General features: G+C 65.2%; 26 protein-coding genes. 14 read left to right on the top strand and 12 right to left on the bottom strand.

Features of this window, described 5'->3' with window-relative positions; all coding sequences use genetic code 11:
• Nucleotides 1-70: 70 nt before the first annotated feature.
• Nucleotides 71-865, top strand: a complete 795-nt coding sequence (locus ACTJKX_RS21535) for a restriction endonuclease (protein WP_440726450.1) — start codon at nt 71-73, stop codon at nt 863-865.
• A 179-nt stretch (nt 866-1,044) separates the two neighbouring features.
• On the opposite strand, the gene ACTJKX_RS21530 is transcribed toward ACTJKX_RS21535, so the two are convergent.
• The 3 genes from ACTJKX_RS21530 to ACTJKX_RS21520 form a co-directional block, all read right to left on the bottom strand.
• Nucleotides 1,045-2,022: a C45 family autoproteolytic acyltransferase/hydolase gene (locus tag ACTJKX_RS21530; protein ID WP_440726449.1), complete on the bottom strand. Its 978-nt coding sequence runs from the start codon at nt 2,020-2,022 to the stop codon at nt 1,045-1,047.
• Nucleotides 2,023-2,211: 189 nt separating this feature from the next.
• Nucleotides 2,212-3,663 carry a biotin carboxylase gene (locus ACTJKX_RS21525; RefSeq protein WP_394313995.1) on the bottom strand — a complete coding sequence of 484 codons (1,452 nt, stop codon included), beginning with the start codon at nt 3,661-3,663 and terminating at the stop codon, nt 2,212-2,214.
• 398 nt (nt 3,664-4,061) lie between these two features.
• Nucleotides 4,062-5,057 carry an AraC family transcriptional regulator gene (locus ACTJKX_RS21520; protein ID WP_394313994.1) on the bottom strand — a complete coding sequence of 332 codons (996 nt, stop codon included), beginning with the start codon at nt 5,055-5,057 and terminating at the stop codon, nt 4,062-4,064.
• A gap of 280 nt (nt 5,058-5,337) precedes the next feature.
• Here ACTJKX_RS21520 and ACTJKX_RS21515 point away from each other — a divergent pair, with 280 nt between their 5' ends.
• Complete coding sequence (locus ACTJKX_RS21515) at nt 5,338-6,612, top strand: MFS transporter (RefSeq protein ID WP_440726448.1); 1,275 nt, start codon at nt 5,338-5,340, stop codon at nt 6,610-6,612.
• A gap of 55 nt (nt 6,613-6,667) precedes the next feature.
• Here the strand turns inward: ACTJKX_RS21515 and ACTJKX_RS21510 are convergent, their stop codons facing one another.
• On the bottom strand, nt 6,668-7,759 hold the full coding sequence (locus ACTJKX_RS21510) for a citrate synthase/methylcitrate synthase (RefSeq protein WP_394313990.1): 1,092 nt from the start codon (nt 7,757-7,759) through the stop codon (nt 6,668-6,670).
• Between the two features lie 103 nt (nt 7,760-7,862).
• Here ACTJKX_RS21510 and ACTJKX_RS21505 point away from each other — a divergent pair, with 103 nt between their 5' ends.
• Complete coding sequence (locus ACTJKX_RS21505; protein ID WP_440726447.1) at nt 7,863-9,035, top strand: citrate synthase; 1,173 nt, start codon at nt 7,863-7,865, stop codon at nt 9,033-9,035.
• A 190-nt stretch (nt 9,036-9,225) separates the two neighbouring features.
• Here ACTJKX_RS21505 and ACTJKX_RS21500 read toward each other — a convergent pair whose 3' ends face one another.
• Together ACTJKX_RS21500 and ACTJKX_RS21495 are read right to left on the bottom strand one after the other, a co-directional pair.
• Entirely contained in the window at nt 9,226-9,705 is a 480-nt protein-coding gene (locus ACTJKX_RS21500) for a GNAT family N-acetyltransferase (protein ID WP_394313988.1), read from the bottom strand.
• A gap of 136 nt (nt 9,706-9,841) precedes the next feature.
• Complete coding sequence (locus ACTJKX_RS21495) at nt 9,842-10,081, bottom strand: hypothetical protein (protein WP_367623592.1); 240 nt, start codon at nt 10,079-10,081, stop codon at nt 9,842-9,844.
• 253 nt (nt 10,082-10,334) lie between these two features.
• On the opposite strand from ACTJKX_RS21495, the gene ACTJKX_RS21490 reads away from it, so the two are divergent.
• Nucleotides 10,335-10,721, top strand: a complete 387-nt coding sequence (locus ACTJKX_RS21490) for an NUDIX hydrolase (RefSeq protein ID WP_367623591.1) — start codon at nt 10,335-10,337, stop codon at nt 10,719-10,721.
• Between the two features lie 153 nt (nt 10,722-10,874).
• On the opposite strand, the gene ACTJKX_RS21485 is transcribed toward ACTJKX_RS21490, so the two are convergent.
• Nucleotides 10,875-12,089 carry a lipase family protein gene (locus ACTJKX_RS21485; RefSeq protein ID WP_440726446.1) on the bottom strand — a complete coding sequence of 405 codons (1,215 nt, stop codon included), beginning with the start codon at nt 12,087-12,089 and terminating at the stop codon, nt 10,875-10,877.
• 199 nt (nt 12,090-12,288) lie between these two features.
• On the bottom strand, nt 12,289-13,212 hold the full coding sequence (locus tag ACTJKX_RS21480) for a DMT family transporter (protein WP_440726445.1): 924 nt from the start codon (nt 13,210-13,212) through the stop codon (nt 12,289-12,291).
• A 142-nt stretch (nt 13,213-13,354) separates the two neighbouring features.
• Here ACTJKX_RS21480 and ACTJKX_RS21475 point away from each other — a divergent pair, with 142 nt between their 5' ends.
• The 6 genes from ACTJKX_RS21475 (at nt 13,355) to ACTJKX_RS21450 (ending at nt 18,273) form a co-directional block, all read left to right on the top strand.
• On the top strand, nt 13,355-14,893 hold the full coding sequence (locus tag ACTJKX_RS21475) for a YifB family Mg chelatase-like AAA ATPase (RefSeq protein WP_440726444.1): 1,539 nt from the start codon (nt 13,355-13,357) through the stop codon (nt 14,891-14,893).
• Between the two features lie 193 nt (nt 14,894-15,086).
• On the top strand, nt 15,087-15,314 hold the full coding sequence (locus ACTJKX_RS21470; protein WP_394313980.1) for a hypothetical protein: 228 nt from the start codon (nt 15,087-15,089) through the stop codon (nt 15,312-15,314).
• A gap of 73 nt (nt 15,315-15,387) precedes the next feature.
• Nucleotides 15,388-15,726 (top strand): hypothetical protein, encoded by a 339-nt coding sequence (locus ACTJKX_RS21465; protein WP_068283622.1) that lies wholly within the window; start codon nt 15,388-15,390, stop codon nt 15,724-15,726.
• A gap of 133 nt (nt 15,727-15,859) precedes the next feature.
• Entirely contained in the window at nt 15,860-16,513 is a 654-nt protein-coding gene (locus ACTJKX_RS21460; protein WP_440726443.1) for a Pr6Pr family membrane protein, read from the top strand.
• A gap of 67 nt (nt 16,514-16,580) precedes the next feature.
• Nucleotides 16,581-17,225, top strand: coding sequence for a Pr6Pr family membrane protein (locus ACTJKX_RS21455; protein ID WP_440726442.1), 645 nt, complete (start codon nt 16,581-16,583; stop codon nt 17,223-17,225).
• A 124-nt stretch (nt 17,226-17,349) separates the two neighbouring features.
• On the top strand, nt 17,350-18,273 hold the full coding sequence (locus tag ACTJKX_RS21450; RefSeq protein WP_440726495.1) for a GNAT family N-acetyltransferase: 924 nt from the start codon (nt 17,350-17,352) through the stop codon (nt 18,271-18,273).
• Between the two features lie 76 nt (nt 18,274-18,349).
• On the opposite strand, the gene ACTJKX_RS21445 is transcribed toward ACTJKX_RS21450, so the two are convergent.
• Nucleotides 18,350-20,395 (bottom strand): M3 family metallopeptidase, encoded by a 2,046-nt coding sequence (locus ACTJKX_RS21445; RefSeq protein WP_440726441.1) that lies wholly within the window; start codon nt 20,393-20,395, stop codon nt 18,350-18,352.
• An 86-nt stretch (nt 20,396-20,481) separates the two neighbouring features.
• Between ACTJKX_RS21445 and ACTJKX_RS21440 the strand changes: the two genes are divergently transcribed.
• Together ACTJKX_RS21440 and ACTJKX_RS21435 are read left to right on the top strand one after the other, a co-directional pair.
• Nucleotides 20,482-21,150 carry a sulfite oxidase-like oxidoreductase gene (locus tag ACTJKX_RS21440; RefSeq protein ID WP_440726440.1) on the top strand — a complete coding sequence of 223 codons (669 nt, stop codon included), beginning with the start codon at nt 20,482-20,484 and terminating at the stop codon, nt 21,148-21,150.
• A 188-nt stretch (nt 21,151-21,338) separates the two neighbouring features.
• Nucleotides 21,339-21,827 carry an REP-associated tyrosine transposase gene (locus ACTJKX_RS21435; RefSeq protein ID WP_367623583.1) on the top strand — a complete coding sequence of 163 codons (489 nt, stop codon included), beginning with the start codon at nt 21,339-21,341 and terminating at the stop codon, nt 21,825-21,827.
• A gap of 90 nt (nt 21,828-21,917) precedes the next feature.
• On the opposite strand, the gene lepA is transcribed toward ACTJKX_RS21435, so the two are convergent.
• Together lepA and ACTJKX_RS21425 are read right to left on the bottom strand one after the other, a co-directional pair.
• Nucleotides 21,918-23,726 (bottom strand): translation elongation factor 4, encoded by a 1,809-nt coding sequence (gene lepA, locus ACTJKX_RS21430; protein ID WP_311934124.1) that lies wholly within the window; start codon nt 23,724-23,726, stop codon nt 21,918-21,920.
• Between the two features lie 96 nt (nt 23,727-23,822).
• Nucleotides 23,823-24,176, bottom strand: coding sequence for a lysozyme inhibitor LprI family protein (locus ACTJKX_RS21425; RefSeq protein ID WP_311934123.1), 354 nt, complete (start codon nt 24,174-24,176; stop codon nt 23,823-23,825).
• 90 nt (nt 24,177-24,266) lie between these two features.
• Here ACTJKX_RS21425 and ACTJKX_RS21420 point away from each other — a divergent pair, with 90 nt between their 5' ends.
• Together ACTJKX_RS21420 and ACTJKX_RS21415 are read left to right on the top strand one after the other, a co-directional pair.
• Nucleotides 24,267-24,755, top strand: a complete 489-nt coding sequence (locus ACTJKX_RS21420) for a GFA family protein (RefSeq protein WP_311934122.1) — start codon at nt 24,267-24,269, stop codon at nt 24,753-24,755.
• A 124-nt stretch (nt 24,756-24,879) separates the two neighbouring features.
• Nucleotides 24,880-25,686, top strand: a complete 807-nt coding sequence (locus ACTJKX_RS21415; protein ID WP_440726439.1) for an alpha/beta fold hydrolase — start codon at nt 24,880-24,882, stop codon at nt 25,684-25,686.
• On the opposite strand, the gene ACTJKX_RS21410 is transcribed toward ACTJKX_RS21415, so the two are convergent.
• Complete coding sequence (locus ACTJKX_RS21410; RefSeq protein WP_440726438.1) at nt 25,681-26,325, bottom strand: alpha/beta family hydrolase; 645 nt, start codon at nt 26,323-26,325, stop codon at nt 25,681-25,683. The genes ACTJKX_RS21415 and ACTJKX_RS21410 overlap by 6 nt on opposite strands.
• Nucleotides 26,326-26,541 lie beyond the last annotated feature (216 nt).

Raw genomic sequence — 26,541 nt, 5'->3', positions numbered from 1 at the left:
ATATCCGTTTTGCCGTTCATTACCGGCCCCATCCAACCTCTTGGCAAGAACTTTGCGCTAGAACCAGCCCATGTTTCGGGGATTCGGCATATTTCGCGCGTCGACATGGGTCAACCTGACCAAATTCGCGATCGTCTTCATCGTCGCGATGAATCTTGCGCGTCTCGACCGCCTGACGGGCATCGCCGCCGGCCTTGCCTTTGCCGCCCTCGTGCTGGTCTGGCTGGCGACCCGGCTCGGCCTGCTGCCCGTCGGCGGCGACAGCCCCGAATGGCGCCGCCTGATCCGCCGGCACGACCAGGCCCTGACCAAGCGCTATCGCCAGCTCGTGCGGGTCAACGCCTATGGTGCCGAGGAATTCGACAAATGGCACGACGAGCTGGTGCGCTTTCGCGAGTCGACCAAGCTCTCGCTCGATGAGAAGGACATCGCCCGTTTCGACGCCCTGGCCACCCGCATGGTGAGCAAATGGGCCTCGGCCCAGCCCGATGCGCGCATCCCGGAAGCGATGGAGGAAATCACGCCGCAGGATTACGAGCATCTGTGCGCCGATCTCCTGCGCAAGGCCGGCTGGGAGGCGGAGGTGACGGGGCAGTCGGGCGATCAGGGCATCGACATCCTGGCGCAGCGCGACCAAATGACCGTCGCCCTGCAATGCAAACTCTATTTCGGCAACCCCGTGGGCAACAAGGCCGTGCAGGAAGCCCATGCCGCCGCCGGCTATGTCGACGCCGATTACGCCGTGGTGGTCTCCAACCGGGATTTCACCAACTCGGCCGAGCAGCTCGCCCGCAAGCTCGGCGTGCTCCTCGTCCATCATAGCGAACTGCCCGACCTGGAGACGATGCTGCAACCGGCACGATAGGCTTCTTCACCCTCCCCTGGAGGGGGAGGGTCGGCCTGAAAGGCCGGGGTGGGGTGAAAGGGCGCAGGCTGCGACGATGAAAGAGGTTCTTTCTTATGAAGATATCACCCCACCCCGACGCTACGCGTCGACCCTCCCCCTCCAGGGGAGGGTGAAAATGCTGGCTTCGAAGCAAGCGATCAATCCGGATAGCTGACCTGGAACTCGATCTGGCCGTAGTCCTGGAAGGTCCAGTGCCTTGCGGCCTGGCCGGGCCAGAGCAGGGTGACGGCGCCGGCGGCCGGGCGGTAGCAGGCCGTGTAGACGGTGCCGAAGCCCTGCGCGTAGCTGGTCGCCAGCAAGGGCGGGGTCAGGAAGGCGGCGGCCAGGCCGGCGCCGTCGAGTCCGGGATCGGCCAGAATTCGCTCCAGGGCCTCGGCCCGCTGCACCGTACGCGAGAGGCGGCCATGCCTCGGCCATTCGACGCCGAGCTGGTGATTGGTGGTGAAAGCCTTGCCGGAGACGATCGCCGGCCGGTCGGGCGAGAGATAGACCGTTTCAGAGCGCCCCTGGCGGTCGAGCACCGTGACATTATAGGCCATGTGGCAGGGAACCGAGCGCAGCGCCTCCACGGCCTGATAGGTATCGGAGCAGACCTCCAGGAGATAGCGCACGATCATGGGCGCGCCGAATCCCCGGCCCGCCACTGCACGCCCGCCAAAGGTGAGCGAGACCACGAGGCCGGCATCGTTCATGCCGTCGGCGAGGCCGGACAGGCCGTCCACCATGCCGATGACGTCCCGGCTGCGCCAGCGCGAGCGAAGCAGCGTGCCCTCGTTCAGCTCCGGCGCCAGATCGTAGTTGCGCACCAGGATGGGGCCTTCAGCATCGACCAACACGGCCTGGCTGCAATTCACGAGATAGCGCGGCGGAGTCCAGAAGCTCAGGAAGCGGGCGACATCCTCGTCCGACGGCACCGCCGCCACCAGTCCGGACCACAGCCCCTCCATTTCCGGCATGAAGCGCCGCACGGCGCGTGTCGCATCGGTGAGGCTGGGCGCCTGCGCGCCGCCCCGTTCCAGAAACCATTGTCGCCACCCCGGCCAGCCGGCCTGGAACACCGCGTTCCAGGCCGGTCCCGGGCCTTGTTCCCGCAAGCTGCGGAACCCTACGTTCATTTTTGTCCACTCATGCCGTCAAAGCCTGCCTCGAAGCTCTGGGCGAGTTAAAAATAGCCCGGATTGTCATGCCCGGGCCTGTCTCGGGCATCCAGCGGCCCCGTCTTCGATGCTCGGTAAGGCTGGATTGCCGGGTCAAGCCCCGCAATGACAAAGGTCGAGTTCTTGCAACCAATCTGGTCAAACCCCTCAAATCCATTTGGCCGAGGCCATGTCCACCGGCGGCACGATGGCCGTCATCGCGGACAGGGGAACCGACTCGAATTGCGCCTTGATGCCGGCGTTCCATTTCTTGGCACGCGCCAGCAGTTCGCGGCTGTCCGATTGCATCCGGCCTCGCGCCAGCAGACAGCCCATGTCGGCGCCATGGTAGCAATATTCTCCCACGCCGTACACGCGCATGTAGAAAGCCTCGTTCTCGTCACCGACGCTGGTCAAATCGAGGGCGGAGCGCTGATAGGCGATCTCGCCGCGATCGTTCATGCGCCAGATGCCCGATTGCGGCACACGCGTGAGCAGCTCCACCTTGTCCTCGGTCTGCTTGAGGATGAGCTGAGTCCAGTGGTCATATTCCTTCCAGCGGTTCTGTACCGCCTCGATATCGAGGTCATAGTCGACATCGAGGAATTCGAGCAGATGGAACAAGAAAAGCGGGCAGCCGCCATAGATGGTGGTGATCAGATTGGTCGGCGGCGAGGCGCCGGAGACACGCGGATTGAGTTCGCCCAGATAGACCTCGTGCGTGTCGGTATCGAGCAGGAAATCGCAGCAGAACACGCCGCGATAGCCCTCCTCGTAGAGACGGTCGCCGAGCTTGCGCGCCATTTCGCGCACCCGGTCCGGCGCATCGCCCGGCAGGATGGTGGGCGAGACGTCATTGCCGCACCAGCCGCCCTTATAGGGCGTGATCTCGGCAAAGCCGGTGATGTCGGTCATCACCGGGCCGACCAGTGTGCCGTGGCGGGTGCAGCAGCCCTCGATGGTACCCGGAAGGTGATTGATGCGCTTCATCACCTTCAGTTCCTGGCCGATGATCTTGGCGGCGTATTTGTCCCAGTCGGCCTGGCTCTTGACGAAGAAGGTGGTGCGCCCGCTATCCCCGTAAGGCGTCTGCACCACGAGGTCGCTGCCGAGCCCCGCGGCGGCGGCGAGGGCTTCGAGCTCCTGATAGGTCGAGGCGAGGCCCATGGTGTTGGGCGCGCTGGCCACCCCGGCCTCATTGCCGAGCCGCGTCGTCTCGATCTTGGAATCCAGCCGCGTGCGCAAGGCGGCCTTGGGCAGGGCGACATCGACGCCGGCCTCGGCGCAAAGCTCCTCGGTCTCCTCGTCGAACATCACGAAAATGGCCTTGCCGCGCGGCTTCTTGCGGATGCGGGCCCGGAAGGCGGGATGCGCCACCAGATAGTTGGCGACATCCTCCATCGACTTGAATTCGACCGGCCCGGTGCGCGGCGGCACGAAGACCCGAGGGTGCCTGCCGTCGAAAATGTCGAAGTAATTGATGAATTCCAGGCCGCCCACCCACTCGTCGAGCCCGAGCAGGTTGAAGGGCGTCGGCGTGACGACATAGATCGGCGTCTCGTTCATGCGCAGGAAACGATAGATGTCGCTGAGGCTGCGCAGCTTCTCACGTCCACTCATGGTGGGGATCCCATTCTCTGCAGGGTTTGCCGTTATTGGAGGGCCTGTAGGGCCGAAGAGGCGAAGCGCGGGACTCGAAGAGCGCACCATCGTCCCATGCGATATCGGCGAAGGAAAACCGGCGAGACGTAAAATGAGCGTTTGTCTCAGGCGCCCTTGCCGCACTCCAAACGGCCGCAACGTGCTTGCGACGGTTCAACCAGGCGACAACAGGCTCATCAGCCGGCATGAGGCTCCCTTCTGTGGGGCGACGTCCTCTGTGCCAAATTTCTGACACACTTCCAGCAGGCCGGCAACCGGGCCGAACGGGTGCAAGGAAGCGATGCTTCCGGGCCCCGCTGATATATCACGACGAAGCCGGGGAGGCTGGTCGCGCCTCTCTGCGCGGCTGCCTGCGCTTACGCCCGCGCGAGAGGCCCCTCCGTGCGCAACGCCCCCGGCGGCCTGCCTGTCACGCGCTTGAAGGCGCGGCTGAAGGCAGCCTGCGAGGCATAGCCGAGACGCTGGGCGGCGGTATCGATCGACATATGGTCGCGTCCGATCCATTCGGCCGCCAGGCGCATGCGCAGCTCGGTGACATAGCGCAGAGGCGTCTGGCCGGTCACCGCCAGGAAGCGCTCGGCAAAGACAGAACGCGAGGCTCCCATTTCCTGCGCCAGTTCCGCCACCGTCCAGTCCCGGCCGGGGTCACGATGCATGGCGCCGATGGCGCGGCTCAGACGTGGGTCACGCAGCGCGTCCAGCCAGCCAGCCGTCTCCCCGCAGCCGCATTCCACCCAGCCGCGCACGATGGAAGCCGATACCACATCGGCCAGCCGCGCCAGGATGCCCGCCGAGCCGACCCGCTCCGTCAGCACCTCGCGTTCCATCGCCCGCAACATCGGCTCGATTTCCGGCTGGCGCTCCAGGAGCGTGCCGACCAGCATCACCTCCGGCATCTGGGCGACCAGCGGATGCATGCCGCCGAGATCGAACTCCATGCAGCCGCTGAAGACATGCGCATGCTGGCTCGGGCAGGTCTCCTCGGCGCAGGCCGAAACGGCGCTGACGCTCTTGCAGAGCGGGACCGCCTCATAGGCGCCGACATCCTGGCTCGGCAGGTCCGGTGCGGAAACGAGACAGTGTTCCCCGCCCCGCGGCAGCAGCACGGCATCGCCGGGCCCGAGAGCGTGTACCGCCCCGCCGGCCATGCGCAGATAGACCGTGCCGCAGGCGACGAAATGGAACTGGGCCCGTCCTTCGACCGTGCCGAAATGCACGCCGAAAGGGGGTGCAGCATGCAGGCGCCGATATTGCACGCCATTCAGCCGCATCCCGAGGAGCAGTTCGCTCATCAGGTCAGCCGGCGGGTTGTCACGACGCACGCGCTCAAGTCCGGACGAATGGTAAAGCATTCCGGATTTAATGACATGGATCGTCCGAGATGTCCACCCTATGTTGCTGCAACGCAATAGCGTTTTGCGATTTGGCGGGACACCTAGAGCAAAGCGCGTTCAAGCGTGAACGCTCATTTGCTCTAACTCCTTGTTCCGACGCGTCTTTGCGATTTGAAGTGATCCATTCAAATCACAAGACGCTTTGGAATTGCAAAAACGCGCCAACCCAACCCGTTGGAGCAAAACGCGTTCCGCCTGAACGCGTTTTGCTCCAGGTCACTTCGACAGGACATGACAGATGAGCGAAGCGTTGCAGAGCGCCTCGACGCTTGACGCGATCGAACCGGATCGCGGCCCGAATCGGGCTTTCAGGGATAATCCCGCCGCACCCGCGACATCAGCACCAGGATCGCAGAACGCCCTGTGGGGTGCCGTGGTCTCCATGATGCTGGGCGTCTTCGGCCTGGTCACGGCGGAATTCCTGCCCGCCAGCCTGCTGACGCCGATGGCGCGCGATCTCGGCGTCACCGAAGGCGTGGCCGGGCAGGCCGTCACCGCAACCGCCACGGTGGCCCTGATCACCAGCCTGCTCGTGGCGACGGTGACCCGGCGCCTCGACCGTCGTCTCGTCCTGCTGGCCTTTTCGATCCTGCTGATCGCCTCCAACCTGCTGGTCGCCTCCGCTTCGAGCCTGCCGGCCCTGATCGCTGGACGGGTGCTGCTCGGGATCGCCCTCGGCGGCTTCTGGACCATGTCCGCCGCCACGGTGATGCGCCTGGTGCCGGAGGCGCTGGTGCCGCGCGCCCTGTCGATCCTGTTCAGCGGCGTCTCGGCCGCGACCGTCTTCGCCGCTCCCGTCGGCAGCTATGTCGGCGACATCGCCGGCTGGCGCGCCGTCTTCCTGATGGCGGCCGGCCTTGGCGCCCTCGCTCTGGTGGTGCAGTTCACCACCGTGCCGCGCCTGGAGCCGCGCGGGCATGCCCGGCTGAGGACGCTGTGGGAAGTGCTGATGCGGCCGCAGATCGGCCTCGGCATGATCGCGGTCACCCTGGTGTTCACCGGCCATTTCGCCTTCTTCACCTATATCCGGCCCTTCCTGGAAACGGTGACGGGGGTCGGCATCAGCACGATGTCGGCCATCCTGCTCGGCTTCGGCATCGCCAATTTCCTCGGCACCTTCCTCGGCGGCTTCCTCCTGGAGCGCAGCCTCCGGCTGACCCTGGCCGCGATGCCGCTGGCGATGGGCGTGCTCGGCCTTGTGCTTGCCGGGCTCGGCAGCGCGCCGGCGGTGGATGCCGTGCTGATCGCCCTGTGGGGCCTCGCCTTCGGCGCCGTGCCGGTGGCCTGGACGGCCTGGATCACCCGCGCAGTGCCGGACGAAACCGAAAGCGGCACGGCGTTGATCGTGGCGGTGATCCAGCTCGCCATCGCTCTCGGCGCCGCCGGCGGCGGCACGATCTTCGACGTCAGCGGCGCGAGCGGCGTGTTCGTCGCGGCAGGCCTGGTTCTCCTGCTGGCCGTCCTGCTCATCCTGGCGGGCGTACGCTCACGCCTGACGACGGCGACAGCCTGAAGTCAAGCAAAGCTTCGAAAGCGGGCTCCGTCGCCGGAGCCCGCTTTCGTGCGTTTCAGGCGGCCTGGTCCGGCCGCGGGCCGACATAGCGGGACTGCGGCCGGATCAGCCGGCCATAGAGCACCTGCTCGCGGGCATGGCCGACCCAGCCCACCACCCGCCCGGTGGCAAAGACGCTGGTGAAGCTCTCGCGCGGGAAGCCGAGGGCTTCGAGCAGCAAGGCCGTGTAGAACTCGACATTGATCTGCAGCGAGCGGTCCGGCTTGCGGCGGGCGAGAATGCTGGTCGCAGCCGCTTCCACATGCTCGGCCAGAGCGAGGCGGCCCGTGTCGTTCCTGCCCGGACCGAACAACGCCGTGACGGCCCGCTTGAGGGCCTCGGCCCTGGGGTCGCGCACGCGGTAGACGCGATGGCCGAAGCCCATCAACCTGTCACCCCGATCGAGCGCCGCTTCCAGCCAGGCCTCGGCCGTCTGCGCAGCGGCAACGCCGTCGAGCATGTCGAGGACCGGGCCCGGCGCCCCGCCATGCAGCGGCCCCTTCAGCGCGCTCAGCGCCGCCAGCACCGCGGAGGTCAGGCCGGCCTGCGTGGAGGCGACCACCCGGGCGGTGAAGGTCGAGGCATTGAGGCCGTGGTCGCTGACCGTGACCAGATAAGTATCGAGGGCGGCGGCGGCCTCCGGCCGTGGCACGGCCCCATGCAGCATGCGCAACATGTCGGCGGCATGACCGGCCGTCGGGTCCGGTGCGACCGCCGCCTCGCCCCGCCGCTGCCGGATGATGGCCGGGGTGAGCACCGCCGGCGCGGCGATCAGCCGAAGCGCCAGGGCAAGATCCTCGCCGTCCCCCAGCCGAGCCATGGCAGCGCGCAGGGCTTCGGTGGCCGGCAGATTTGCATCCAGCCGGCCTTCGGAGACCAGCGTCTCGAAGACCTCTCGGCGAGCCATGCCAAGGCGAGGCGCCAATTCCTTCGGGCCGGGCAGATCCTCGAAGAAGCCGTCGAGCAGGATGCCGACCAGTTCCTCATAACCGACATGGCCGGCCAAATCGTCGAGCGAATGGCCGCGAATGACGAGCCGGCCGGCGAGGCCGTCCACATCCGACATCACGGTCTCGGTGGCAATGACATCGTCCAATCCATTGTTCATCGCAATCTCCTCAATAAAACCCGTATTGCGGCAAGCATGCTGACGCTTTAGCATTGACGTCAATCTTGATTGAAATCGTCAACATATCCGTCCGGTTGCACCGATGCCCTGGATCACTTCCGAAGTAGCCCTCGCCCTGCTCAAGGTCCAGCCGCAGACGCTCTACGCCAATGTCAGCCGCGGCAGGATCCGGACCAGGCCGCATCCGCAGGACGTACGGCGCAGCCTCTATCATGGCGAGGACGTCAAGAGGCTGGCAGGGCGCCATGCCGGGCGGCGCAGTGTGGCCGATGTCGCCGCGCAAACCATCTCCTTCGGCGAGCCCGTACTGGCCTCCGGCCTTTCCACCATCGCCGATGGCCGCCTGTGGTATCGCGGCGAAGACACCGTCCGCCTGTCGGAGCAGGCAGGCCTCGAGGAGATCGCGCGGCTGCTCTGGCAGGTCGGCAAGGTCGACCTCGCCTTCCCGCCGACCGTCAAGGGCACGCCGATCCCGACCAATCCCTTCGAAGCCGCCCTGCTCGCTTTGGCGCGGCGGGCCAGCCACGACTTCCCTACGGGCGGGCGCTCCCATGCCGTGCTCTGCCGGGAAGCGGCGGGGCTGGTCGGCACCATGGCAGCCGCCATGCTCGGCGGCGGTTCCGATGGTGCCTTGCCGTTACACCAACAGGCGGCACTGGCCTGGCAGGCGCCCGATGCCGCCGATCTCATCCGGCGCGCCCTGGTCTTGCTGGCCGATCACGAGTTGAATGCCTCGACCTTCGCTGCCCGCACGGCCGCATCGACGGGCGCTCCGCTGGCCGCCGGCCTGCTGGCGGGGCTGGGCACCCTCGCCGGCCCGCTGCATGGCACGGCCGCGGTGAGCGTGCAGGCCCTGGCCGAGACCGCCCGTCGCGTCGGCGCTCGCCGCGCCGTGCATGACTGGCTCTCCCGCGGCCATCGCCTGCCCGCCTTCGGCCATCCGCTCTATCCCGACGGGGATCCCCGGGCGACCGCCCTGCTGGCCTGCTTTGCCTGCAGCGAGATCTATGAGGGCATCCGCGAAGCCGTGGCAGAACATAGCGACGAGCCGCCGAATGTCGATTTCGCCCTCGCGGCCCTGGCCGACCGCCATGGCCTGCCGGCGAGTGCGCCCTTCACGCTCTTCGCTTTGGCTCGCTCTGTCGGCTGGATCGCCCATATGCTCGAGCAGACGGCCCGGGGCAGCCTGATCCGCCCCCGCGCCCACTATGATGGACCTCCGCTGAACATGGCGGCGGCGGCGGAAACGGCCTGACCCTCGCCGGCAAACCGGCTTTTGCGACAGCAGGCGTCCCCTGTTCCGCAAGCATCAGCGCCGTCTAGAGCAAAGTGCGATTTCGTTGAATCGCACTTTCTCTCTAACTTTTTGTTCTAACGCGTTTTCTTAATCGAAAAGTCTATCAACTTTTCTGGAAAACGCTCTAGCCGGGTAGCGGTGCCAGGCGTCAGCTGGGCGCAAAACGCTTTGAAATGCTTTCGGCCCCAATGCGATAGTCGACAAAGCCAATGCCGGCGTAAAAGGCCTGGCCGCCTCCGTTCTCCTTGCGGATGGTGGCGTCGATGAAGCGCACGCCCGCCGCCTTGGCGGCTCCCGCCGTCTCCCGGAACAAGGCACGGCCGATGCCCCTGCCATGCACCGCCGGCGCCACATAGGTCGCGATGACCGCCCAGTCCGCCGGCAGCCGATCCTCGCCGGGCCAGTCCGGATCGCACCATTCGAGAGCCTGGAAACCCAGGATCTGCCTATTCTCCACCGCCACGAAACAGCAGATTCCGCGTGGGACGACGATGAATTCGGTGCGGATGCGGTGCGCGTCGAAGGGCCGGCGATGCGCCGTGGTTCCACCGATCGCGATGATCTCGTTGATGAGTCGGGCCATCGAACCGGCATCCTCCGGCAGGGCGATCCGGATATTCATGGACATAAATAGCTCGCTTTCGGTCGAATCGAGGCTCCTCGCCGTACCCTATCCGGCCGATCCTGTTCGGCAAAGGCAGTCGCCCCGATGTGTCCAACTGCGGCCGGTCCCGGCCGAATGGCAGAGGGCCGGGACGGGCCGATCAAGCCTGGTCCTGGAACTCGATCTCCGCCAGGGCACGAAGCTCGGCTTCCTGCCCTGGATAGGCGGCGGACGGCAGGTCCTGCAGCGTCAGCCGCAAGCTCGCCATATGCAACAGCTGCTGCTGCCTCGGCGTGGGCTTCTCCAGGTCGAAAAGCGAGGCGATCCCGTCGCGCAGCCGACGGTCCTGCTCGCTGGCGTCCCAGCCGCTATAGCGGAGCCATTCCTCCTTGGGATCCATTGGCAGATCCTCCTTCTGCAGGCCGCCGGGAAAGATGGCTGGTACCTTGCGGCATCGCGCTGCGGCTTTCGTACAGAGCGAAAACCGCACCATTTGGGCATTGTGACCGGCAGACTGCTTTTTGGTCGTCACATGTTGCCAAAACAACAATCAAGGTCGAATATCTGACATAATATGTGCTCTTTTGCGCTATAGTGTCAGGACAATGACCAAGAAGGACAAAAAGAAACGCCAGCCTGATATGCGGCATCAAGTGGGCGCCCTTCCCGTGCGCGAACGGGACGGGCGCCTGGAAGTGTGCTTGATCACCACGCGCGAGACCAGCCGTTGGTCGATCCCGAAAGGATGGCCGATGAAGGGGCGCAACGATTGGGAAGCCGCACGAATCGAGGCAGAGCAGGAGGCCGGGCTGGTCGGGACCGTAGGCGAAAAACCCTGCGGCAGCTTCATCTATTGGAAACGCCAGGCTGAGCACTTCGATCTTGTCGAGGTCTGCGTCTACCCTCTGCATGTGAATGCGACCTTGCCGACCTGGAAGGAGATCGGCCAGCGCCAGGTGCGCTGGGTCCTGCCGGCCGATGCGGCCCTCGTCGTCGAGGAGCCGGGACTGTCCTCGTTGTTGCAGGGAATGAAACGCTGAAGCGTTTCGCGCGTCGCCATCGGGGACACCGGTTCAGCGCAAGAGATCGGCAGGCGAGCCAGTGCTATCGACTCACTCGATGAGCCCGGTCTGCGATCTCCTGGTTTTCGAGCAGATATGGGACGGCCAGGGGCGGCATTCCGCGTACCGGCCTCATGGTATCCCGGCGCAGGCACTTTGTGCCGGAACGCCCTTGAAGCGATCGGCGAACCAGTTGGGAAGGGCCGCGACAGCGACGGGCACGATGTTTTCGTGGTCGAGGCCCTTGCTCTCGCGGTAGTCGACTGTCACGCCCTGCTGGCAAAGATCCCGGGCAACCTTGCGGTTGAGCTCGACGGGCACGGCAATGTCCTTGTCCCCCTGGAAGAAGACGAACGGCACGTTCCTGACCGGCAGGAAGGCATCGTTCGCTTCCAGCCATTGGCGCCAGGGCTTGCCCGGCTGCAGGCCATCGCGATTCGCGAAGAGCGTGGTCGGCTTCCCCTCCGTCTTCTCCGCGATCGCCCAGCAGCCCGCGCTCAGATGTTCGAGCATTTCCAGTCCGTCGGTCGACAGCACATCCCGCAGCGCGAGTTCGGGATGGCCGACCCGCAGGCCGACCATGCGGGAGATATAATAGCCACCCGTGACTGTCGTGGTCAGGTCGTATTCGGTCAGATCCCAGTGCCGGGAAGCCGGGGCGATTTCCCCCGCGCCGAGCAATTCGAGCTCGGGGGCATAGGCCTGCTGGAGATGGGCAAGCCAGAGCGATGTCTGCCCGCCTTGCGACCAGCCATATTCGACGAAGCGCGGCCCGGCATCCGCGCCGGGAAACGTCTGGGCAAGGCGCACCGCGTCCAGGGAGGCCTTGGCCTGGGCAGCGCCGTTGAGATAGGCCGTGGAGCCGGGCGTGCCCAGCCCCTGGTAGTCGCTCGCGACGACCACGAAGCCCTTGTCCAGCATCTGCTCCAGGGCGGGGATGCGAATGCCCCATTTGTCGACGAGGCTGCGCCGGGAGGGCGCGCAGCTATCCTGCATGCCGGCCGTTTCGTGGTTCCAGAGCACGAGGTGCCCAGGCTGCTTCCTGGAGGCGGCGGGCAGGTAGATCTCGCCGGACACATAGGTAAGCTTGCCGTCGGCCCCTTCCGTCACATAGACGACGTTCCAGGCCTTGGCGCCCTTTGGAGCGTCGAAACGTTGCTGCACCCAATAGATGTCACCGCGCTTGGCGCCGGCCGGCACCTCGGTGGGCACGTCGTCCCAGAAGGCTGACCCCTGGGGACCGGTCCTGAGCTCCATCGAGGAAGTCGGAGCTGCCGCGAGCGGGCGGGCCGCCAGGGCCGACAACAGCAAGGCTCCGATAACCGCAAGGGCATATGACAATTTCATGCGCGCCTCCCCAATCTGTCTCTTTTGTTTTTCCTCATGGCCTGTTTGGCGGCAGAGGATGTAGAGCTTGGGGGAATGTTGCAGAGGGCGGAAATCGCTACAAATAGTATGTTGGCCGCCAGACATAACCGATAGGTTATGAGAGACAGACTCACTATTCCTCGAATCGCATGGGCTTGAAGAGCCAAGGCGAGGCTTATCATCCGAGCTTTCGGGCTGGCATCGTCATGGCGACGACACCGACGACCACACAGGCCAGGCCCACCCAAGCCGTCGAGGATAACGTTTCTCCAAGAAACAGGACGCCGATCGCAACACCGATCGGCACCCGAAGATAAGCCTGTGCGGTCGTGCCGACGGAACCGAGCGTTTGCACGAGCCGGAAATAGATCACGAAAGCCAGCGCCGTCGAGAAAACAGAAAGCGCAAGGAGAGCCAGCACGGAAGTGGCACTGGGAGCCAAGGTCCAGGGGCGATCGACGATGAGACTGGCCGGCACCAGGACCATCGCGCCTGAGACCAGCGAGCCGGCGGCCGGTATCATCGGATCGAGCCCCCTGAAGGACTTGCTGAAGATCGCGGCGCCGGCATAGCAGAGCGTGGCGGCGACGATGGCGAGCTGCGCGCCCATTTCATGCCCGAAGCCGCCGAGCGCCTCCACGCCGACGATCAGGCAGGTTCCGATCAGCCCTGCCGCAACGCCGAACAGCTTGCGGCCGGTGACGGCTTCGTGGCGGGTGAGCGCCGCCGTCAGCAGGAAGGCGAAGATTGGCGAGGTGGAATTCAGGATCGTCGCAAGGCCCGCATCGGTCGTCTGTTCGGCCCAGGCGATCAGGGTGAAAGGCACGACGCTGTTGAGGCAGGCCTGAAGAGCGAAGCGCTCCCATATCCGCCGATCCGCCGGCAATCCCAGCCCGCGCAGCCGGAGGACGGCGACGAGAATGGCTCCTGCAATCAGGGTCCTGGCGGCGATCAACGTGACCGGTGGAATGGTTTCGACGCCGACCTTGATAAAGGCGTAGGACGCTCCCCAAAGGGCAGAAAGCGCCAGAAGCAACACCGGTTGGTTTGCCATGTTCGCCATGCCGGCCATCGCGTTCCCGTTCTCATCGAGGCTGTTCATGCCCTCCTGCCTAGCTGGAACCGCAGCCGAATGTTTCGGTGCTCACCGAACTGTCGAGCACCGATAGTCACGTTTTGTTCTCATTTTGCTTGGCGATGCCGCGCTTCCTCGCTATCGTTGGGCAGGCTGACGGGGAAACGAGATGGTATCGCGCGTCGCGACGGTGGCATTCGAGGGCGTGGAAGCGCGCCAGGTCGACGTGCAGGTCCAGATCATGACCGGTTCGGTGGTGTTCACCATCGTCGGCCTGCCCGACAAGGCGGTATCGGAAGCGCGCGAAAGGGTGCGCGCCGCCCTGACCGCCGCCGGCCTGGCCCTGCCGGCCAAGCGCATCACCGTCAATCTCGCCCCGGCCGACCTGCCCAAGGAAGGCTCGCATTTCGACCTGCCCATCGCGCTCGGGGTGATGGCCGCCATCGGCGCCATTCCGCATGATGCGCTGGAGGGCTACTGCGTGCTGGGCGAGCTCGGCCTCGACGGCACCATCACCAAGGTCGCCGGCGTGCTGCCATCGGCCGTCGCCGCCAATGGCCGCGGGCTCGGCCTGATCTGCCCGGCCGCCTGCGGGCCGGAAGCGGCCTGGGCCAGTCCCGAGATGGACATTCTCGCCCCGCGCTCCCTGATCCAGCTGGTCAATCATTTCAAGGGCACGCAGTTGCTCTCCCGCCCGCAGCCGCGTATCGCCGCGGCGCCGGCCACCCTGCCCGATCTCAGGGACATCAAGGGCCAGGAGACCGCCAAGCGCGCCCTGGAAGTGGCGGCCGCCGGCGCGCATAATCTCTTGATGATCGGTCCGGCGGGTTCCGGCAAGTCGATGCTGGCGGCAAGGCTGCCCTCGATCCTGCCGCCCCTGGTGCCGGCCGAGCTCCTGGAAATCTCGATGATCCATTCGGTGGCTGGCCAGCTCGCCGGCGGCGAACTCACCAGCCGGCGCCCCTTCCGCGCGCCCCATCATTCAGCCTCGATGGCGGCGCTCATCGGCGGCGGCATCCATGCCCGGCCGGGCGAAGTCTCGCTCTCCCATCACGGCGTGCTCTTCCTCGACGAGATGCCGGAATTCGCGCCGCAGACCCTCGATGCCCTGCGCCAGCCGCTGGAATCGGGCGAGGCCGTGATCGCCAGGGCGAATGCCCGCGTCGCCTATCCCGCGCGGATCCAGCTCGTCGCGGCGATGAACCCCTGCCGCTGCGGCAAGGCCAACGATCCCGGCTTCGCCTGCCGGCGCGGGCCGGTGGAGCGCTGCGCCGCCGACTACCAGGCCCGCATTTCCGGCCCGCTGCTCGACCGCATCGACATCGTCGTCGAGGTGCCCGCCGTCTCGGCCGCAGACCTCATCCTGCCGCCGCCCGCCGAGGGGTCGGCCGAAGTGGCGGCCCGCGTCGCCGAGGCCCGGGACCGCGCCGCCCGGCGCTACCGCACGCTCGGCCTGCCCGACAGCTCGACCAATGCCAGCGTGCCGGTCAATGTGGTCGAGGAGGTCGCTCGTCCCGATGCCGCGGCCACCAAGCTGTTGCGCGATGCCTCGGAGGCCATGCGCCTGTCCGCCCGCGGTTTCCACCGCGTGCTGCGCGTTTCGCGCACCCTGGCCGATCTCGACGGCGAGGCCGATGTCGGCCGGATCCACATCGCCGAGGCGCTGAGCTACCGGGCGCGGACGGACAGGGCGACGGTGCTGGCGTGAGCGAAAGCGCACCATCAGCGGCAGAATGACGGATTATCGATGGCATCCGCCACTCCTTCAAAGGTGATCCTCTTGCGCTCTTCCCTTTTTGCTTCTCGCTGCTGCCCTTTCTTTCTCGCCAGCTTTCTCGTCAGGCCTGGCGATGGCGGCGGAGCATCCCTGCATGGGAGATGCCGGACGCAGGGCAAAAGCCTTGATCGCCTTCAACTACGGGACTTCGCTCGATTACGCTCTTTTGAGCGAACTGCCGATCCGCGTGCTGCCACCGATCAAGCGCCCCGAGATCGGTGACCGCCTCGATGTGATCGAGGCGGTCGGCTTCGTCAATCGCGCGCGGTATCGCGTGCGTATTCTTTATGCGCAGGGCCGCTGCACCATGCTGGGCCAGGAGATCGTGGATGTCAGCAGCCGGGTGGATTGATCGGCACGCTGGCGACGCGGCCGCCAAGCCGCTATCTGCAGACCACCCAGCCGATGTTCACCCGAGACATGTCATGCGCATTCCCGTCCTTCTCGCCTCCCTTGCCTTGCTCGCCGGCACCACCGCTTCCCTGGCCGCTCCCCGCCCCCGCTGCGCCGATGCCGCGGTGAAGCAGGCCACCAAGCTGCTGGCTTTCCATTCCGACAATGACGACCGCGCCCGCGTCGATGCCGATAGCGTCAAGGCGATCGGTACCGTCGGCGCCCTGGTCGGCAAGGGGCGTTTCGATGTGATCGAGGTCGAGGGCTCGATCTACAAGGGCGAGTATCGCATGCGCCTGATCTACGCCCAGATCCCGGGCGACTGCGTGCTGATGGGCCAGGAGATCCTCGAACGCAGCGATCCCTATTGACCGCTGCGGGTTTGCCGGCCTCGGCCGAGGCCGTAAGTTATTGTGGCCGCATCGTTCTCGCGAAACCGGCGTCCACTTTTCGGCTCGATGCTTTAGACTGGGTTGCCAGCCGCAGCAGCGATCGAGGTGATTCATGACGGGCAGCCAGGCAGCCGGACGCCTTTTTGCGGCGCTGATCGCCGTCACGGCCTGGCTCGCCGTCGTTCTGCGTGCCTGGATCGTAACGTCCTTCGTGATGGCACAGGGTCGGACGGCGCTCGACGGCCTCGTCACCGTGTTCAGCTATTTCACACTGCAGGCCAATGTGATCCTGGCCATCGTCGCCACCGCCTGCGCCCTGCGCGGAGAGGCCGATGGATTCCTGACCCGGCCCTCGACCCGGGCGGCCGTCACCGTCTACATCATCATCGTCGGCGTGATCTATGCCGTGCTTCTCGCCGGGTTGCGGCAGTTGACGGGCCTCGCCGTCCCCGTCGACATCGCCCTGCACCGGGTGGTGCCGGTGCTCTTCACGCTCTATTGGCTCATCTTCGTGCCAAAGGGCCGGTTGGCCTGGCGCGATCCGCTGGCTTGGCTCGCCTTTCCGGCGCTCTATGTCGTCTATTCGCTGATCTATGGTGCGCTGACGGGGCGTTATCTCTACCCGTTCTCCAACGTGCCGGTGCTCGGTTATCCCCGCGCCCTCGCCAATGCCGCCCTCATCATTCTGGCCTTCTACGGCCTCGGCCTCGCGCTGGTAGCACTCGATCGCGCACTCGCCGGCTCCGCCATCCGGGCCCGGCAATGACGTTTGACGGTATCATGATGACGGATCCATTGCTAAGCTGCCGATCGCAGCCACAGCGAGGTACGTCGTGACAGGCAATCCGGGGCTCGGGCGCCTCTTCGCAGCGATGATCGCGCTCATCGCGGGCGCCGCCGTGCTGCTGCAGGTGCTGCTGGGCATCGAGGCCGTGCAGGCGCGGGGCGGCAGGGCGCTCGAGGGCCTTATCCTCGTCTTCAGCTACTTCACCGTGCTCACCAACACGCTGGTGGCGATCGTATCCGGGGCCAGCGCCCTTCTGGGAGAACGCGACGGCTTGCTGACCCGGCCGGGAACCCGGGCAGCCGTGGCCATCTATATCTTCGTGGTCGGCGTGATCTTCGCCGCCCTTCTCACCGGGCTGCGCCCGATGAGCGGCCTGACGCTTGCCGTCGACACCGTGCTGCATCGCGTCGTGCCGGTCTTGTATGTGCTCTACTGGCTCCTCTTCGTGCCGAAAGGACGATTGCACTGGCACGCGCCGCTGGCATGGATGCTCTACCCCCTGCTCTATGTCGCCTATTCGCTGCTCTACGGCGCCCTGACCGGCCGCTATCTCTACCCTTTCGCCGACGTCACGGTCCTCGGCTATGGCGGCGCCCTCGCCAATGGCCTCGTCATCCTGGCAGGCTTCTTTGTGCTAGGACTGATCGTGGTGGCGATCGACCGGGCCATGGCGGCGGCTAGGACTGCCTGATCAGGTAACGCGATACTGCGGCTTGTTGTCACAAATCCGTGCGAAAACTGTGATGATGCTGCTCCGATGGGGATTCGGGCAGGGGCTGAAGATGCCGACGACGACGCCGAAAGGCTTGTTTGCAATGATCAATCCGCGCGGCTGGGGCAGCAGGCTGCCGGCCGGCATCGTGCCCTTGGCGCCGCGCCGCCGGCTGAAGCCCGCCTTGCGCCAGCGTCGCATCGAGAATATCGGTCTGCCGATGACTCTCGGACGCATCGGCTCCCTGGAAGTGCGGTTGGCTGAGACCGCAAGGGACGTGAAGAAGGCGCAGAAGCTGCGCTATCAGGTGTTCTACGAGGAGATGGCGGCCATTCCCGACGCGCTGTCCCTGATCTCCAGGCGTGACCGCGACGATTACGATACGCTCTGCGATCATCTGCTGGTGATCGACCATGATGCTCCCACCAAGCTGGGCAAGCCGGGCGGCCGCGTGGTCGGCACCTATCGCCTGCTGCGCCAGGACGTGGCCGAGCGCCATGGCGGCTTCTATTCGGCCGGCGAATATGCCATCGAGCCGCTGATAGCCGCCCATCCCGGCCGCCGCTTCCTCGAGCTCGGCCGTTCCTGCGTGCTGCCGGCCTATCGCAACAAGCGCACGGTGGAATTGCTCTGGCACGGGATCTGGACCTATGTGCTGCACCACAAGATCGATGTGATGCTAGGTTGCGCCAGCCTCGAAGGCACCGACCCGAGCCGCCTTGCCCTGCCGCTCGCCTTCCTGCACCACCATGCTGCCGCCGAGGGCAAATGGCGCGTCAAGGCCGTGCCGGAGCGCTATGTCTCGATGAACCGCATCGCCAAGGAAGGCATCGACGTCAAGCGAGCGCTGCATGCCCTGCCCCCGCTGATCAAGGGCTATCTGCGCCTCGGCGCCACTTTCGGCGACGGCGCAGTGGTCGACCACCAGTTCGGCACTACCGACGTGCTGGTGGTCCTGCCGGTCGAGAAGATCAGCGCCCGCTATGTCGACCATTTCGGCGCCGGCGCGGAGCGGCACGCGGCGTAGCGGTGTGCCGGTCTTCAGACCGGCATGTCCAAGACGACCGTAGGGGGTCAATGCCGGTCCGAAGACCGGCACCCCCTCATGCCGCCAGGCCGCGCTTCTTCAGCAAAGCCTCGGGCTTGGGATCATGGCCGCGGAAGTCGCGATAGGCCTGCGCGGCATCCTGCCGGTTGCCGGCGGCATAGACGAACTGCTTGAGCCTGCGGGCCGTCTCGCCATCGAAGATATCGCCCGCTTCGACGAAGGCATCGAAACCGTCGGCATCGAGCACTTCCGACCACAGATAGGAATAATAGGCCGACGAATAGCCCTCGCCCGAAAAGACATGCTGGAAATGCGGCGGCCGGTGGCGCATCACCATGGCCCGGGGCATGTCGATCTCGCCCAGCACCTTGGTCTCGAAGGCACCGGCGTCGAAGCCCTCGGCCTTATCGAGCAGATGCATTTCGAGATCGACCAGGGCTGAAGAGACATATTCCACCGTGGCAAAGCCCTGGTTGAAGGTGCGGCTGGCAAGCAAGCGATCGAGCAGGGCCTTCGGCATCGGCCCGCCTGTCTTGTAGTGCACGGCATAGCGTTGCAGCACTTCGGGCTGTTCGAGCCAGTGCTCGTAGAGCTGCGAGGGGAATTCGACGAAGTCGCGCGCCACGCCGGTGCCCGAGAGCAGGGGATAGGTGACGTCCGACAACAGGCCGTGCAGGCCATGGCCGAATTCGTGGAACAAAGTGCGGGCGTCGTCGAAGGACAGCAGGGTCGGCTCGCCCTCGGCGCCGCGGGCGAAATTCATCACATTGACGATGATCGGGCTGATCGCGCCGTTCAGCCGCTCCTGGCTGCGGAAGGCGCTCATCCAGGCGCCGCTGCGCTTGGAGGGCCGGGCGAAATAGTCGCCATAGAACAGGCCGATGCTGGCGCCGCCCGCATCCTTTGCCTCGAAGGCCCTGACGTCGGGATGATAGACCGGCACGTCCTTGCGCTCGGTGAAGGTGATGCCGAACAGGCGCCGGGCCGTGTCGAAGGCCGCCTCGATGATCTTGTCGAGCTGCAGATAGGGCTTGAGCTCGGCCTCGTCGAGGTCGAATTCCTGGCGGCGCTTCTTCTCGGCATAGTAGCGCCAGTCCCAGGCCTGCAGCGCGATGTTGTCGCCCTCGCCAGCGGCCAGAGCCTCCAGGCCCGCGCGTTCGCGTTCGGCTTGGGCACGGGCCGGCTGCCACACCGAGCGCAGGAGATCGAGCGCCGCCTCGGGCGTGCGGGCCATGGAATCATCGAGCCGGTAGTGGGCGAAGGTCTGATAGCCCAGGAGCCTGGCGCGCTCGGCCCTCAGCGCCACCATTTCGGCGATCAAGGCGCGGTTGTCCGTCTCGCCGCCCCCTTCGCCACGGGCCAGCCAGGCCTTGAAGGCCGTCTCGCGCAGGTCGCGGCGGGCGGAGAATTGCAGGAAGGGCTCGATCAGGGAACGCGACAGCGTGACGACATGACCGCTCTCGCCACGATCACCCGCCGCACTGGCGCTGGCAGAGCGCAGGAAATCGGGCAGGCCGGCGAGATCGGCCTCGCCGTCGAGCTTCATCGACCAGGCCTTCTCGTCCTTCAGCACGTTCTGCCCGAACTGGGTGCCAAGGCTGGCGAGGCGCTCGGAAATCGCAGCGAGACGCTGCTTGACTGCCTCGGGCTTGCCGGCGCCGGCTCGGCGGAAGGCGGTATGATAGCGGTCGAGCACCCGGGCCTGCTCCGGCGACAGGCCGAGTTCGGCCCGGCGGGCGAAGACGGCGTCGACGCGCCGGAACAGGGCGTCGTTCAGATAGATCGCGGTGTGGTGGCGCGACAGGATCGGCGCCATCTCGCGCTCGATCGCCTGCAATTCGTCATTGGTGTTCGAGCCGGCCAGGTTGAAGAACACCGAGGCGACCTGGTCGAGCGACCGGCCCGACCGTTCCAGCGCCGCCAGGGTGTTGTCGAAGCTCGGCTCCGCTTCATTGCCGGCGATCGTGTCGATCTCAGTCCTGTTCTCGGCCAGCGCCGCCTCGAAGGCCTGATGATAATGCTCGGTGCGGATATCGGCGAAGGGCGGCGCTTCGAAGGGGGTGGACCAGCGGGCGAGGAGGGGATTGGCGTCAGCGGACATGAGGACCTCGATTCGGGTACGGCCCTTATAGCAGCCGACCTACCATCCATCGAAATATGCATTATCTTGTCTTTTTGGAGGGCACCATGGCCGATGACGAAGACCCGGCGACGCCGGCCGATTCAAAGCTCACCCGCACCAAGAAGCTCTGGGCCCAGGCCGGCAAGTTCCTCACCGGCCGGGCTGCGCGGCCCGAAAGCGACCGCCTGCCGCCGGGCCAGCATCTCGTCAAGGACTGGCCGGTGCTCGATCTCGGCCTGCAGCCCCGCATCGAAAAGGCGCGCTGGCAGCTCGATGTGTTCGGTGCGGTCGAAAATCCGGTCGTCTGGGATTTTGCGGCCTTCGCGGCCCAGCCCCAGGTGACGCAGGTCTGCGACATCCACTGCGTCACCACCTGGTCGCGCTACGACAACCATTTCGAGGGCCTGCCCACATCAGCCCTCGCCGAGATCGTGCGCCCCAAGCCGGAAGCGAGCCATGTCGTGCTGCATTCGGCCGATGGCTACACCACCAACCTCTCCCTGCAGGATTTCCTCGGCGAGGACGTGCTGATCGCCCATGCCTGGGAAGGCAGGCCGCTGACTTCGGACCATGGCGGCCCGGTGCGCCTCGTCGTGCCCCGGCTCTATTTCTGGAAGAGCGCCAAATGGCTCAGCCGCATCGAATTCGCCAGCCGCGACAAGCCGGGCTTCTGGGAAGTGCGCGGCTATCACAATCGCGGGGATCCCTGGCGGGAAGAACGCTACAGCGAGTGAGGGCGCTGCCTATTCCTGGGATCGCTGGCTTCCAGCCGGCTCTTGAAACACTTCTGTTTCAGCAAAAGACACGACATCGGTCACGACACGACATGCATCCCCTCTCTGTGTGGCACTCCCGAGGCTATATTCCACACTGGGAAGCAGGCGAGACTCCCCAATCCATTTGTTTTCGGCTTGGAGATTCGTTGCCGCGGCCCGTCGTCGAAGAATGCCTTGCTGACCTCTCGCGACTTCCCGAAAGCCAGGCTGCCTTGGAATCTCGTAGGCGTTTCGAAGACTACCTCGATCAGGGCTTCGGGGAAGCCTTCCTTTCCCAGTCGCAAATCGGTGGCATCGTCGAGCAGGCAATACTTTTCTTCGACGGCGAACGGTGCCGAATCCATGCCTGGTGCGTCATGCCCAATCATGTCCATGTTTTGATGACACCATTCGCCGATCATTCGATTGCCAGCCTGGTGCATTCCTGGAAAACCTATACGGCGCGCAACATCAACCAAGCACTCGGACGTACAGGAGCTCTGTGGTACCGGGAATATTTCGATCGCAAGATACGAAACGAGCGCCATTTCGAGACAGCTCGCCACTATATCGAACACAATCCGGTGAAAGCCGGACTGTGTGTGGAGGCGAGGGCCTGGGTATTTTCCAGTGCCCGGGCAAGCCAGATCCGCTGAGGCTCCCCTTCAAAGCTCGCGGTTGAAGAGCCGGCTGGAAGCCAGCGGTCCCAGGAAAAAGACAGCCTTCCCGGAGCAACCGGTTCCTGCCTACCCATCCACCTTGAGCGCGGCGATGAAGGCTTCCTGCGGGATGTCGACGCTGCCGAACTGGCGCATCTTCTTCTTGCCTTCCTTCTGCTTCTCCAGAAGCTTGCGCTTGCGGGAAATGTCGCCGCCATAGCACTTGGCGGTGACATCCTTGCGCAAGGCCCGGATGGTCTCTCGGGCAATGATCTTGGCGCCGATCGCCGCCTGGATCGGGATGACGAACATGTGCTGGGGGATGAGATCCTTCAGCTTCTCGCACATGGCGCGGCCGCGGCTCTCGGCCCGGTCGCGATGCACGAGCATCGACAGCGCGTCCACCGGCTCGGCATTGACCAGGATCTGCATCTTGACCAGATCCCCTTCCTTGTAGTCGGTCAGATGATAGTCGAATGACGCATAGCCCTTGGATACCGACTTCAGGCGGTCATAGAAATCGAACACCACCTCGTTGAGCGGCAAATCGTACTGCACCATGGCGCGCTTGCCGACATAGTTGAGGTCGACCTGCACGCCGCGCCGGTCCTGGCAGAGCTTGAGGATAGAGCCGAGATAGTCGTCCGGCGTCAGGATGGTGGCGCGGATCCACGGCTCCTCGATCGAGGTGATCTTCACCACATCCGGCATGTCGACCGGATTGTGCAGCTCGATATGGCTGCCATCGGTCATGTTGATCTTGTAGATGACAGAGGGTGCCGTGGCGATCAGGTCGAGATTGAACTCACGCTCCAGGCGCTCCTGGATGATTTCCAGATGCAGGAGGCCGAGGAAGCCGCAGCGGAAGCCGAAGCCGAGCGCCGCGGAGGATTCCATCTCGAAGGAGAACGAGGCGTCGTTGAGGCGAAGCCGCCCCATGGCGGCGCGCAGATCCTCGAACTGCGCCGCATCCATCGGGAACAGGCCGCAGAACACCACGGGCTGGGCCGGCTTGAAGCCCGGCAGCGGCACGATGTTGGTGTTCTTGCGATCATCGGTGATGGTATCGCCGACTCGGGTATCGGCCACTTCCTTGATCGCCGCGGTGATGAAGCCGATCTCGCCCGGCCCAAGCTCGGCGATTGCCTGCATCTTCGGCCTGAACACACCGAGGCGATCGACCTCGTATTGGGCGTTGGTGCCGATCATCTTGACGCGCTGGCCCTTCTTGAGCGTGCCGTCGAAGATGCGCACCAGCACGACCACGCCGAGATAGGCGTCGTACCAGCTATCCACCAGCAACGCCTTGAGTGGGGCGTTGCGGTCGCCCTTGGGCGCCGGCAGGCGGGTGACGATGGCTTCCAGCACCAGGTCGATGTTGAGGCCGGTCTTGGCCGAGATCGGCACGGCCTCGGAGGCGTCGATGCCGATTACGTCCTCGATCTGTTGCTTGATGCGATCGGGCTCGGCCGCCGGCAGGTCGATCTTGTTGAGCACCGGCACCAGCTCGTGATTGGCGTCGATGGCATGATAGACATTGGCAAGCGTCTGGGCCTCGACACCCTGGGAGGCATCGACCACCAGGAGCGAGCCCTCACAGGCGGCCAGCGAGCGTGAGACCTCATAGGCGAAGTCGACATGGCCGGGCGTGTCCATCAAATTGAGGACATAGTCCTTGCCGTCCTGGGCACGATAATTCAGGCGCACGGTCTGCGCCTTGATGGTGATGCCGCGCTCGCGCTCGATATCCATGGAATCGAGCACCTGCTCGACCATTTCGCGGTCGGTCAGCGTGCCCGTGGCCTGGATCAGACGATCGGCAAGGGTGGACTTGCCGTGGTCGATATGGGCCACGATGGAGAAATTCCGGATATTTTCGATCAGTTCTTCGCTCATCCGCGCGCAATAGCAGGAAGGGCTTGCAACGCCAAGGACAAATGGGGATTCCAGGCCGCCGCAGGCCCCGGTTTGCGGGGCCTGCCGGCTCTCCGGCTAGAACGGGCCGTGCGAAGCAATGTTGCGGATGACCTCGTCCAGCACGCCGATCCTCTCGCCATAGACCTTGTCGAGGCAGGCGGTGTCGGCGCCGCAGGCCTCGCGCGTCTTGATCCAGGCCTGCTGGGCCTCGCCGATATTGCCGCGCTGGCCCATCGCCACCAGCGACATCGAGACGCCGTAGAGCGTGGCCATGCGGGCTTCAGCCTGACCGAGGGCGTAGCTGCCGCAGACGGCCTTTTCGGCCGGCGAGGCCGCCTTGGCGCAGTCGAGCGGCGCATACTCGCCCGCCTGCGCAGCGGAGGAGGACAGCAGGGCTGCGGCGGCGATGATGACGAATCTGCCTTTCAAGGGTCATCCTTTCCGGATTGGATGGCGAGGAGGCTCCGACCGAAAGCCGATCATCTCGTCCACCTGGACCAAAACTATAGGGAAACGCACATGCTGCTGAAAGGATCCTGTCATTGTCGCGCCGTGACGTTCAGCGTCGATGCAATGAGCCCCGCCCCCTTCATGCATTGCCATTGCTCGATCTGCCGCAAGACGGCGGGATCGGGCGGCTATGCCATCAATCTCGGCGCCCACGCCGACAGCCTGAAGGTGGAGGGGCGCGAGCATCTGCGCGTCTATCACGCCGTGTTGCGCGAAGAGGGACAGCCCGACCAGCGCTCGCCGGCCGGGCGGCATTTCTGCGGGGAGTGCGGCAGCGCGCTCTGGCTGTGGGATCCGCGCTGGCCGGAGCTGGTCCATCCCCATGCCTCGGCGATCGATACGCCGCTGCCGAAGCCGCCGGAAATCGTGGAGATGATGCTCGCCGATGCACCGGATTGGGTCGATGTACCATCCGGTCCCGGCTATCTGCATTTCGATACCTATCCCGAGGAATCGCTGGAGGACTGGCACCGGCGTCATGGCCTGCTGAGCGAATGAAGCGGGCGGGATCGGCCAGGGGCCGCCTGCCCGAACAAGAGCACTTGCTGTTTGCAATTGGTCCGGATGTGGTAAACCGACACCAAGGACCCCCGGATTGCTACCGGGACAGGAAGGAACGGCCATGAGCACGCAGGATGACGATCTCAGCCATTTCCACGCCTATGGCGCGCCGCCGCTGCCGCCGGCCGATATCGAGGGCTGGCTCGAGCATGACGGCGCCCGCATCTGGCATGCGTCCTATGGCGACGGGCCGCCAGTGATCCTGCTGCATGGCGGTCTCGGCCACGCCGGCAACTGGGGATACCAACTGAACGATCTGCGGGCCGCCGGCTATCGCGTCGTGCTGGTCGACAGCCGCGGCCACGGCCGCAGCACACGCGACGACAGGCCCTATTCCTATGAGTTGATGGCCTCCGACGTGCTGGCGGTGATGGATCGGCTCGGCCTCGAGAAGGCCCGCTTCATCGGTTGGAGCGACGGCGCCTGCATTGCCCTGGTGCTGGCCGCCCAGTATCCCGCCCGCGCGGAGGGCGTCTTTTTCTTCGCCTGCAATATGGACCCCAGCGGCACCAAGGAGATGGAGCCCAGCACGGCACTCGACCGCTGCTTTGCGCGCCATCGCCAGGATTATGCCGCGCTGTCAGCCACGCCCGACAGCTTCGAGCCCTTTGTTGCCGCCGTCAGCGAGATGATGCGCACCCAACCCAATTATAGCGCGAGCGACCTAAGCGCAATCGATGTGCCGACCGTAATCGTGCTGGGCGAGCATGACGAGTTCATCCGACCCGACCATGCCGCCTATCTGGCCCGCACCATTCACGGTGCGACGCTGACCATTCTGCCGGGCGTGAGCCATTTCGCGCCGCTGCAGCGGCCGGCGCTTTTCAACCAGGCGGTGCTCGACTTTCTCGGCACGCTACCGTCATGACTTCGTGATGCGGGTGGCCCAGGCCGAAACGCGAGCGGCCATGGTACGCAGGTGATCGGCGGCCGAAAAGCCGGAGACGGCCTTGCGCGGCTTGAGGTCATGGTCGCCATCCTCCAGCCACAGGATCTCGATGCAAGGCGACAAGACGTAGGTCGCAACCTCGTCCCGCGTGCCGAAAAGATCGCGCGTTCCCTGGGCGATCAGGGTCGGCGTGCGCATGCCGGCGAGATGGGCGGTGCGCAACTGCTCGGACTTGCCGATGGGATGGAAGGGATAGCCGAGGCACAGCAGGCCGGCGATGCGGCCCTCGGCATGGAGATCGTCGGCGATCATGCTGGCGACGCGGCCGCCCATCGACTTGCCGCCGATGATGAGAGGGCCAGCCTCTCCTAAAGCCTGGATGGCGGCGCGATATTCGCCTTCCAGCGTCTCCGCCCGCGGTGGCGGCTTGCGGGCACCCGATTGGCGCCGGGCCGCCATATAGTCGAATTCGAACCGGGCAACGCGCAATCCGGCCGCAGCGAGCGCCTCAGTACTGGCCGACATTGCGGCCGAATCCATCGGAGCCCCGGCCCCGTGCGCGAGCAGGAGGGTGACCCCGGCCCCCTCGGGTCCATCCATCAGAAAGCGCAGCGCCATGTCGATACCTTGTCCCAAGCCCAAGTGGCGGCACGCCGGGGGCACGCCTTGTCGTCATCAAAGGCCGGCACGGTGATTCATGCAATTGCCACGGTATTGGCTGGCTCTGCCCTCACGAAGGAAAGAATTCTTCGCATGCCGTTGCGTTTAGGAAACGCGTTCCTCACGGAGCAGTTGTCCGAGCAAAGAAGCCATGATCGAGGAAGACAAGCAGTA

This window comes from Labrys sp. 22185 (assembly GCF_052045555.1).
Classification (GTDB): Bacteria; Pseudomonadota; Alphaproteobacteria; order Rhizobiales; family Labraceae; genus Labrys; species Labrys neptuniae.
Note: the sequence above shows the minus strand (reverse complement) of the source record. Positions and strands in the feature narration are given on the sequence as shown.

Bases quoted from the DNA above. Each gene is read 5' to 3' on its own strand.
- ACTJKX_RS21460 (WP_440726443.1), top strand. From the start codon at position 15,860: ATGACGGGCAGCCAGGCAGCCGGACGCCTTTTTGCGGCGCTGATCGCC.
- ACTJKX_RS21485 (WP_440726446.1), bottom strand. From the start codon at position 12,089: ATGAAATTGTCATATGCCCTTGCGGTTATCGGAGCCTTGCTGTTGTCG.
- ACTJKX_RS21450 (WP_440726495.1), top strand. From the start codon at position 17,350: ATGATCAATCCGCGCGGCTGGGGCAGCAGGCTGCCGGCCGGCATCGTG.
- ACTJKX_RS21525 (WP_394313995.1), bottom strand. From the start codon at position 3,663: ATGAGTGGACGTGAGAAGCTGCGCAGCCTCAGCGACATCTATCGTTTC.
- ACTJKX_RS21510 (WP_394313990.1), bottom strand. From the start codon at position 7,759: ATGAACAATGGATTGGACGATGTCATTGCCACCGAGACCGTGATGTCG.
- ACTJKX_RS21420 (WP_311934122.1), top strand. From the start codon at position 24,267: ATGCTGCTGAAAGGATCCTGTCATTGTCGCGCCGTGACGTTCAGCGTC.
- ACTJKX_RS21495 (WP_367623592.1), bottom strand. From the start codon at position 10,081: ATGGATCCCAAGGAGGAATGGCTCCGCTATAGCGGCTGGGACGCCAGC.
- ACTJKX_RS21515 (WP_440726448.1), top strand. From the start codon at position 5,338: ATGAGCGAAGCGTTGCAGAGCGCCTCGACGCTTGACGCGATCGAACCG.
- ACTJKX_RS21445 (WP_440726441.1), bottom strand. From the start codon at position 20,395: ATGTCCGCTGACGCCAATCCCCTCCTCGCCCGCTGGTCCACCCCCTTC.
- ACTJKX_RS21440 (WP_440726440.1), top strand. From the start codon at position 20,482: ATGGCCGATGACGAAGACCCGGCGACGCCGGCCGATTCAAAGCTCACC.
- ACTJKX_RS21535 (WP_440726450.1), top strand. From the start codon at position 71: ATGTTTCGGGGATTCGGCATATTTCGCGCGTCGACATGGGTCAACCTG.
- ACTJKX_RS21475 (WP_440726444.1), top strand. From the start codon at position 13,355: ATGGTATCGCGCGTCGCGACGGTGGCATTCGAGGGCGTGGAAGCGCGC.
- ACTJKX_RS21415 (WP_440726439.1), top strand. From the start codon at position 24,880: ATGAGCACGCAGGATGACGATCTCAGCCATTTCCACGCCTATGGCGCG.
- lepA (WP_311934124.1), bottom strand. From the start codon at position 23,726: ATGAGCGAAGAACTGATCGAAAATATCCGGAATTTCTCCATCGTGGCC.
- ACTJKX_RS21465 (WP_068283622.1), top strand. From the start codon at position 15,388: ATGCGCATTCCCGTCCTTCTCGCCTCCCTTGCCTTGCTCGCCGGCACC.
- ACTJKX_RS21410 (WP_440726438.1), bottom strand. From the start codon at position 26,325: ATGGCGCTGCGCTTTCTGATGGATGGACCCGAGGGGGCCGGGGTCACC.
- ACTJKX_RS21530 (WP_440726449.1), bottom strand. From the start codon at position 2,022: ATGAACGTAGGGTTCCGCAGCTTGCGGGAACAAGGCCCGGGACCGGCC.
- ACTJKX_RS21505 (WP_440726447.1), top strand. From the start codon at position 7,863: ATGCCCTGGATCACTTCCGAAGTAGCCCTCGCCCTGCTCAAGGTCCAG.
- ACTJKX_RS21520 (WP_394313994.1), bottom strand. From the start codon at position 5,057: ATGCTTTACCATTCGTCCGGACTTGAGCGCGTGCGTCGTGACAACCCG.
- ACTJKX_RS21500 (WP_394313988.1), bottom strand. From the start codon at position 9,705: ATGTCCATGAATATCCGGATCGCCCTGCCGGAGGATGCCGGTTCGATG.
- ACTJKX_RS21480 (WP_440726445.1), bottom strand. From the start codon at position 13,212: ATGAACAGCCTCGATGAGAACGGGAACGCGATGGCCGGCATGGCGAAC.